Source organism: Nonomuraea sp. NPDC005501 (assembly GCF_040605905.1).
In the GTDB taxonomy this organism is placed as follows: Bacteria; Actinomycetota; Actinomycetes; order Streptosporangiales; family Streptosporangiaceae; genus Nonomuraea.
This window is the reverse complement of the sequence record NZ_JBEXDT010000043.1, coordinates 60,493-66,777: the sequence shown is the minus strand read 5'-3', so window position 1 is coordinate 66,777 and position 6,285 is coordinate 60,493. Positions and strand designations below refer to the sequence as shown.

At 68.0% G+C, this 6,285-nt stretch carries 6 protein-coding genes and 1 pseudogene; 4 read left to right on the top strand and 3 right to left on the bottom strand.

Going from position 1 to position 6,285, the window contains the following annotated elements:
- The first annotated feature begins 364 nt into the window (after positions 1–364).
- Entirely contained in the window at positions 365–802 is a 438-nt protein-coding gene (locus ABZS51_RS21660; protein ID WP_355443763.1) for a hypothetical protein, read from the top strand.
- Positions 803–1,660: 858 nt separating this feature from the next.
- Here the strand turns inward: ABZS51_RS21660 and ABZS51_RS21655 are convergent.
- Positions 1,661–2,584, bottom strand: coding sequence for an NmrA family NAD(P)-binding protein (locus ABZS51_RS21655; protein WP_355443760.1), 924 nt, complete (start codon positions 2,582–2,584; stop codon positions 1,661–1,663).
- Positions 2,585–2,678: 94 nt separating this feature from the next.
- On the opposite strand from ABZS51_RS21655, the gene ABZS51_RS21650 reads away from it, so the two are divergent.
- From ABZS51_RS21650 to ABZS51_RS21640, 3 genes are all read left to right on the top strand, one after another.
- Positions 2,679–3,245 carry a TetR/AcrR family transcriptional regulator gene (locus ABZS51_RS21650; RefSeq protein ID WP_355443757.1) on the top strand — a complete coding sequence of 189 codons (567 nt, stop codon included), beginning with the start codon at positions 2,679–2,681 and terminating at the stop codon, positions 3,243–3,245.
- A gap of 259 nt (positions 3,246–3,504) precedes the next feature.
- Positions 3,505–3,753 (top strand): hypothetical protein, encoded by a 249-nt coding sequence (locus ABZS51_RS21645; RefSeq protein WP_355443754.1) that lies wholly within the window; start codon positions 3,505–3,507, stop codon positions 3,751–3,753.
- Positions 3,754–4,095: 342 nt separating this feature from the next.
- On the top strand, positions 4,096–4,590 hold the full coding sequence (locus ABZS51_RS21640) for a hypothetical protein (RefSeq protein WP_355443751.1): 495 nt from the start codon (positions 4,096–4,098) through the stop codon (positions 4,588–4,590).
- Between the two features lie 172 nt (positions 4,591–4,762).
- On the opposite strand, the pseudogene tnpA reads toward ABZS51_RS21640, so the two are convergent.
- Both tnpA and ABZS51_RS21630 read right to left on the bottom strand, forming a co-directional pair.
- Positions 4,763–5,040 (bottom strand): annotated as a pseudogene (gene tnpA, locus ABZS51_RS21635) (IS200/IS605 family transposase); the annotation flags it as partial.
- A gap of 60 nt (positions 5,041–5,100) precedes the next feature.
- Positions 5,101–6,243 (bottom strand): serine hydrolase domain-containing protein, encoded by a 1,143-nt coding sequence (locus tag ABZS51_RS21630; RefSeq protein ID WP_355443748.1) that lies wholly within the window; start codon positions 6,241–6,243, stop codon positions 5,101–5,103.
- Positions 6,244–6,285 lie beyond the last annotated feature (42 nt).

Genomic DNA, 6,285 nt, shown 5'->3' with positions numbered 1-6,285 from the left:
GGCAGCGCGACGCGGGCGCGCCGGCCGGTGAGGAACACCGGGCCAGCGCGGCGGCCGTCCAGCAGGCGAGGCAGCAGCCGGGCGGTGGGCGTCTGCCAGACGATGACGTCGACCGCACCCCCCTTGCGCCGCACACGGGCGCGCCGGTTACTCTGGCACGCCACTCACAAACCCCACGAGCATCGTTCCCTGCGCCTTCCTCACCTGGGCGATACGCACCGGACGCGCGCCGCGAGGGCTCACCTTGCCACGGCTGAACCGGACGGAAGGCCGACCACTCACCCCGCATCGGCGGTTCGAACTCCTGCACCGGACTCTGGACGACACGGCAGACCCCGTCCGGTCACGAGCCGCGGCCTGCCTCATGCTGCTCTATGCCCAGCCCGCCAGCCGCATCGTCCGACTCACCCTTGATGACATCGCTCACGACTCCGACGGCCAGGTCCTCATTCGTCTGGGCGATCCACCGACACCGGTCCCCGGCCCCTTTGCCGAGCTTCTACTCCGAGCCAAAGCCGAGCGCACCAACATGAACACAGCCACCAACGTCGATGCCCGCTGGCTCTTCCCCGGACGCCGAGCCGGTCAGCCCCTCCATCACCGCAGCCTTGCCGACCTGGTCCGCGACCTCGGCATCTCTGGCCAAGCCGCCCGCACCGCCGCCCTTCGGCAATTGGTGCTCCAAGCCCCCGCTCTCGTCATCGCGCAGGCTCTGGGCTTCCACGACACGACCACCACTCGGCTCGCATCTGAGGCGGGAGGGACCTGGAGCCGCTATGCCCCAAACGATCACGCTCAGTGAATAGAAGCAGAGACAGAAACACGAACTCAGATCACTCGAACAACGACTTTTACCAGTCTCGAAGGCCGAACAGCTCCGAGACCGTCAGAACGTTCCCGGGGTGCGCGGCGGCGGCGCATCGGGGGCGGTTCGATGGCCTGTCGGAAAATCTTCTGATCCCGACATCCGACGAAGACGGCTCGACCCACTTTGGGGTTGGGGTCAGTTTCAGGGAGCGGAGGGCCGACCTGGCAGTCCGGGCTAGGGCCCTGGCCTCAATTAGGGGCAGGATTCCTAGCGACAGGTCCAAGCCGGGAACGGGCGCACTTCCCGCTCTACTCACCGCGCTCTCCACGAACGTCGTCACCTTCGTCGGGATCGGGCTGAGTCCGAACGTGATCGTACTCGGCACTGTGCTGGCCATCATCGGCTTCGTCACCACGCTCTGGAGCATCGTGACCGTCAGCCTCCGGCAGCAGATCGTGCCGTCCGAAATGCTCGGCTGGGGACTGATCCCGCTCGGGGCACTGGTCGGCGGGCTGGTGCGCACGCGTTCGGGTTGCGCGCACCGTACGTACCCTGTCCCGGGGGCCCCTGCGAGGAATTGCTTTGCTGGTCGCGATGCCTGTACTGATCCATGCCATGCGTGGCTGAACCGCCGCGGACCTTGTAAGGCTGCGGTGGCGGGAAACGATCAACGACCTTCCTGGAAGCGATCTTTCCAGCCCTATCTCAACCGCAGGCCACACCCACTCGTAACCACCCCAAGACAGGACCTCTCGTGCTGCGGCGAAGATCCTTTCCACCCTCGCGCAAGATCATTCTCATCGCCAACGGCGGTTCCTGGGTTCCTCGCCCCCGTCAGGTCCGGACCTTGCGTCAAGCCGCGGGCCGCAGGTGCTGTCGCGCCCATTCCTCGAAGCTGGTGAGCGAAAGGCCGAAGTCCCTGGCGTACTGCGGCCGGGCCGGCTGGCCGGCTATGTTCATCCACTCGTGTGAGACACCCATCGCCGGCATTCCGGCGGCGAGCGCCTGCTCCTCGGTCATGTCCGGGGCGGACAGGTACGTGCCCAGCGCGTGGGAGAGAACCTCGGCGACCTCCGTCATCGACAGATAGTCACTCGCCAGCTCCAGCTCGACCCCATGGAACCGCTCCGGCTCGGCGATGGCCGCGGCGGCCGCTCTGCCGATGTCGTCCACCGCGGCGAGGGACAGCCGGGTATCCGGCTTCACGACGCTCACCAGGCCGCCTTCGACACCGCGCGGGAACAGGAAAGCCATGGACGGCAGGAAGTTCTCCATGAAGAAACCCGGCTTGAGGATCGCCCAGCGGGAGAAGCCGGCCGCGCGAACCCGGTCCTGGATCGTGCTCTTAGCTCCCAGGCTGCCGTCCAACGAGCCCCAACGGCCTGCGATCCAGCCAGGAGTCTCGGTGTGCTGACCGGCGCCACTGGTGGACGTGTGTACGAACTGCGGCACTCCCGCGGCCTTCGCGCCCTCGATGAGGTTGACGGCCTGGGCCACCTCTCCGTCGAAATCGAATCCTTCGGCGGTCAGGGCGGCCATCTGAACGGAGAAGACAGCTCGTACGCCCTCGGCGGCCCGGACCACCGAATCGCGATCGTGGAGATCGCCGGTGACCAGCTCGGCACCGAGCGCCTCGACGGCCTTGGCTCGCTCGGTGCCGGGGTAACGCACCAGGGCGCGTACGGGAACGCCTGCAGCGAGCAGGGCACGCGCGGTGGCTCCGCCCTGTCTGCCGGTGGCGCCGCTGACCAGGACGGGTGCGGAATCTGCGGACATGGTGCTCCTCAGGGCATTAAACGGCGGGGCCCGCCGTTTTCTTTACGGTACGATATGGCGGGCCGCGCCACTTAGCAACTCTGGAGATGACGTCATGCCCGACCGCCAGCGCGCGGACGCCCGGCGGAACTACGCGCGCATCCTCGCCGTGGCCGAGGAGGAGGTCGCCGCGTACGGGGCCGGCGCCTCCCTGGAGCAGATCGCCCGCATCGCGGGGGTCGGCTCGGCCACCGTACGCCGCCACTTCCCGACCCGCCGGGCGTTGCTGGAGGCGGTCTCCCATCAACGGATCGAGGCCCTGGCCGCCTGCGCCCGCGAGCTGACAGGCAAGAGCGACAGCCGTGACGCGCTCCTGGAATGGCTCAGTGCCGTCGTCGCCTACTGCGTCGCGGCCCGAGGGCTGGCGGCGGCACTGGCCTACGACGGGGCCGAGCCCGACCCCGTACACGAGAACACCTGCTCGGCGATGATGGCAGAGGCGGGGAACCCCCTGCTGCAGCGCGCCGTGCAGGACGGGGCGGTGGCGGAAGGCATCACCGTCGCCGACCTGATCGCACTGATCGTCGGCATCGTCCTCGCGACGGAGCACCACCCTGACCCGGCCGCCCGCGCGGACCGGCTGTTCCGACTGGCCGTGGCGGGCCTGAGCCCGCAGAGCTGAGAAGCCTGCTCGAGGGAGCGTCCCTCGTCCTGCCCGCGCGAGTCGGGGGTCAGAGAGATTTGGAACGGAATCCGGCGTTTACGGACTCTCCCAGCTCAGCGAGCCCCTGCCGTTGCGGTCTTCCAGGCGTGGTTAACGCCGGATTCCGTTCCATCGCACAGTAGAGGACTGGTACCGAGAATGATCATGGCGTGGGAGGCGGCCCCGGGTCTCGATAGGTGCGGCGGGCGGCTGGCGAGGGTTCGGGACGATCTGAGGCATGGCGCGTGGTGATGGTGGCGGCAGGGACGGCCGAGGCGAGCCGGAGTGGCGGCCGGTGACGGACGTGGACATGATGACCGCGATCGTGCTGGAGCAGTTGAGTGCCAACCGCGACCAGTTGCGGACCCTGGAGCCGGCCACGATGCCCCTTGATGAGGGCCATGTCCTCGTTGTCGAGAAAGAAGATCTTTTCCATCTCGGCCCGGGAGGTCGGACCGTCATAACGGCCGTACTTCGCCGCTTCTGAGTCGCTCAAAGAGTCGACAGGCATGTACGCAACGTAGGACACAACGGACACATCGTCACCACAGCAACGCAAGCGCTACCAATCGTTACCAACCGTCATGCGACGTAGATCAAAGTTGCGCTGTGAGATCGACCGGAATCCGGCGTGAGCCTCCTCTGCAAGCGGGAGATGACAGGGACTCGCTGACCAGCGGGAACCCCGTTAACGCCGGATTCCGTTCCAAATCTCTCTGACCCCCGTGTCCTCGGGCTTCTGGCTGTCACCACGCTGGTCTTCCTCGGGGTCTACACCCTCTACACCTACATCGGCCCGGCCCTCCAGGGGGCGACCGGGGGCTCCGAGTTGCTGCTCACGGTCGTTCTGCTGGCCTGGGGAATCGGCACGCTGGCCGGCACCTTCATGGTCTACCTGTATGGCTACGCCCCGACCATCGCCGCCGAGCACACCATGTACGTCGCCGCAGGCGACCCCGTCTCCGCGATGATCCATCCCCGCGACATCGCCGCCGTCGCCGCGCACGTCCTCACCACGCCCGGCCACGACAGCCAGGCCTACACCCTCACCTGCAGCCAAGCCCTCTCGCCCCGGGACCAGGCCGACATCATCGGCCAGATCCTCGGCCAGCCGATCAAGCTCATCGAATGCAACCCAGCCGAAACCCAGGCGGAATTCGACCGCCTCGGCTGGTCGGGACCTCGTCTGGAGGCGCTGCTGGAGCTCAAGCGCCAATCGGCCGCCTGGGACTGGAAAATCTTCGACACCGTTGAAAGGCTCACCGGCAAGCCGCCGCTGACCCTCCAAGACTGGGTCCGCGAGAACATCCACATCTTCCAGTGACGAAATCGACCCGACGCAGGCCGTGCTGCCGGCGATCCTGCCTTGACCTCGGATCGGGCGTTACCGGATTCGTCCGTAGTGCTCCGGCCTTCAGGCCGGGGGTGAAACGGACTCTCCCGCGTAGCGGGCAAGAACAGCCGATTCGCCGCCAGGCGGACCGGCGTCGCCACGGTCAGACCGGCCGGTTCTGCTGCTCGATGTACTGGCGCACGATCGAGATCGGTGCGCCGCCGACACTCCCGGCGAAGTACGAGCCCGACCATAGCTTGCTGGCCCGGTAGTAGTGGGCGGCCAGTTCGGGAAACTCCTGGCGCATCCGCGCGAGGAGACGCCTTTGAGGCTGTTGACCAGTTTCGATAGGGCGACCTTGGGCGGGAAGTTGACCAGGAGATGGACGTGGTTGTTCTCGCCGTTGAACTCGGTCAGCTGGGTTTCGAAGTCGGCGCACACGTCCCTCATGATCTCTTCCATGCGGGTCAGGTGAGTGTCGGTGAACGCTCCGCGCCCGGCTCAACCGCCGGTCAGGCACGTACGCAGAGCCGCGATCAGGCGGCCGGCGCGGGCGTCGCCGTGGCCGATCATGCGGTTGGCGACGTACGCGAACCCCACCCCGAACTCGTCGTCACCGAAGGCGAACTGGCCGCCCGCTCCGTCGTTGCCGAAGCTGCGCTCCCCCAGCATCGGCCGGAACGCCGAGTCGAGGAGGAAGCCCGAGCCCCAGCGCGCCCCGGCGTCGAAGCCCAGCCATCCCTTGCCGGAGGAGACCTCACGGACCGCGTCCGTCACGCTGTCCGGCGTGAGCAGCCGCTGGTGACCTTCGACGCCGGTGGCGGCCGCCGCGTACAGGCCGGCGAGGCCGCTCGCCGACGCCGTGGCACCCGCTCCGGGCAGCTCCATGCCGAGCAGCGCCGGATCGTTCCAGCCGTGCGGCTCGTCGAGGCCGGGGAAGACCAGGGCGCCGTTCATCGTCACGATGCGGGTGAGCAGGTGTTCGGGTCCCGGCATGGGAGGCCGCCCTTCGGCCTCGGTGAGCCGGGCACGGCCGTCCATCTCCTCGGCGGGCAGGCCGATCCAGGCCCGTAGCCCCAGCGGCTCCCCCACGGCACGGCGGAAGTACGCGCCGGGGGTGAGCCCGGTGACGCGCCGGATGACCTCACCGATGAGGAAGCCGAAGACGTGGCCGTGGTACTCGTACGCCGTGCCCGGCTCCCACAGCGGCTCCTGCTCCTCGATGGCCTGGACGACCGGCGTCCAGGCGGCGATCTCCTCGAAGCCGAGCATCCGGTCGAGGGCGGGCAGCCCTGCCCGGTGCCCGAGGACCATGCGACAGGTGACGGCTTCCTTGCCGTGCCGCGCGAACTCGGGCCAGTACCTGCTCACCGGGGCGTCGAGATCCAGGCGTCCTTCCTGCGCGAGGAGGTGGGCGCAGACGCTGACGAGGCCCTTGGCGCAGGAGAAGACCGGGACGACCGTGTCCCGCGTCCACGGCCGGCCGGTTCGCCCGTCCGCGACTCCGCCCCACAACTCCACGACCTTGCGCCCGCCGGCGAACACGGTGACGGCTGCGCCGAGCTCGTCGTAGTCGGCGAAGTTCCGGGCGAACGCGTCGGCGACCGCTCCGAACCGTTCGTCGGCCCACCCGTCGTGCTTCACGGTGATCTCCTTCTCTCGATGCGTCGTCGATGGGCGCGCCAC

Bases quoted from the DNA above. Each gene is read 5' to 3' on its own strand.
- ABZS51_RS21645 (WP_355443754.1), top strand. From the start codon at position 3,505: ATGGCGCGTGGTGATGGTGGCGGCAGGGACGGCCGAGGCGAGCCGGAG.
- ABZS51_RS21660 (WP_355443763.1), top strand. From the start codon at position 365: ATGCTGCTCTATGCCCAGCCCGCCAGCCGCATCGTCCGACTCACCCTT.
- ABZS51_RS21650 (WP_355443757.1), top strand. From the start codon at position 2,679: ATGCCCGACCGCCAGCGCGCGGACGCCCGGCGGAACTACGCGCGCATC.
- ABZS51_RS21655 (WP_355443760.1), bottom strand. From the start codon at position 2,584: ATGTCCGCAGATTCCGCACCCGTCCTGGTCAGCGGCGCCACCGGCAGA.